1 protein-coding gene and 1 pseudogene are annotated in these 947 nt (G+C 59.0%); both read left to right on the forward strand.

Features of this window, described 5'->3' with window-relative positions; all coding sequences use genetic code 11:
* A partial coding sequence (locus AC1D0Z_RS22910) for a LuxR C-terminal-related transcriptional regulator (RefSeq protein WP_477660427.1) occupies positions 1–496 on the forward strand: 496 nt, incomplete at its 5' end.
* Positions 489–947: pseudogene (locus tag AC1D0Z_RS22915) on the forward strand (undecaprenyl-phosphate glucose phosphotransferase); the annotation flags it as partial. The gene AC1D0Z_RS22910 and the pseudogene AC1D0Z_RS22915, both read left to right, overlap by 8 nt.

The following is a 947-nucleotide window of genomic DNA, read 5'->3' on the forward strand; positions in this document are numbered from 1 at the left end:
GCCCTGCCTTCTCGATTTCAGCCAGTTCGAGTATTTGCTCGGCAGCGCCAGCCTCCCTGGTTCTTTCACGCGTACGCTGGCCGGCATGCGCTCGGTGCTGGTTCATGCCATGCATGACGAGAGAGCACACCAGGACTGCCTGTATGCCTTTCTGCGTGCGGATGAGATTCCGGTGGAGCCCGCGCAGAAGGCCATGAGGATGCTGATGCCCGCCATTGATAACGCCTTGCGGCAGATGGCGCCTTTGCCGCAACAGCACCCGCAGGTTGCGGCGACAGTGCGCAACGGATCGGATGACGCAAGCAACCTCAGCGAGCGGGAAACCCAGATCATGGCTTGGGTTGCCATGGGAAAAACCAATGCCGAGATCGGCACCATCCTCAACATCAGCGGCTATACGGTGAAGAACCACATGCAGCGAATATTCCAGAAGCTCAATGTGTTCAACCGGGCACAGGCCGTCTCCAGGATTACGCGGGTGAACTTGCATGGATGACGTCAACCCGATCAATTCAGCGGCGGCATGGCTTAACCGGCGCGAGCCGCGTTCCATGGGGTTGGGGCGAAGCCATGTTTTTACCGCTGTCGAAGCCGCGCTGGATCCCCTGGTCCTGGTGTTCTCGCTGTGGGGACTGGCGCTGTTCTTCGAAGGATCCGTCCGTCCCGCTTACCTGATCCTGTCTGTCATCGTGTTTTCGCTGACGTTTCCCGGTACATCCCAACTGCGTTTGCCCGTATGGAAGGTGTTTTCGAAAATTGCCTTTCACTGGATGTGGATCGCGGGCCTGTTGCTATTAACCGGTTTTGCCACAGAATATTTTTACAAGTTTTCCATGGCGGTGCTGGTTAACTGGCTGTGGGTGGCTCCCGTTGCCCAGGCGGGGGCGCACCTCGCGCTGCGCGCTGCCGCTCCACAGCTGCTGAAGCTTCAGGGCGCGGTGCGTGGC

The organism is Polaromonas sp. P1_E3 (assembly GCF_056405935.1).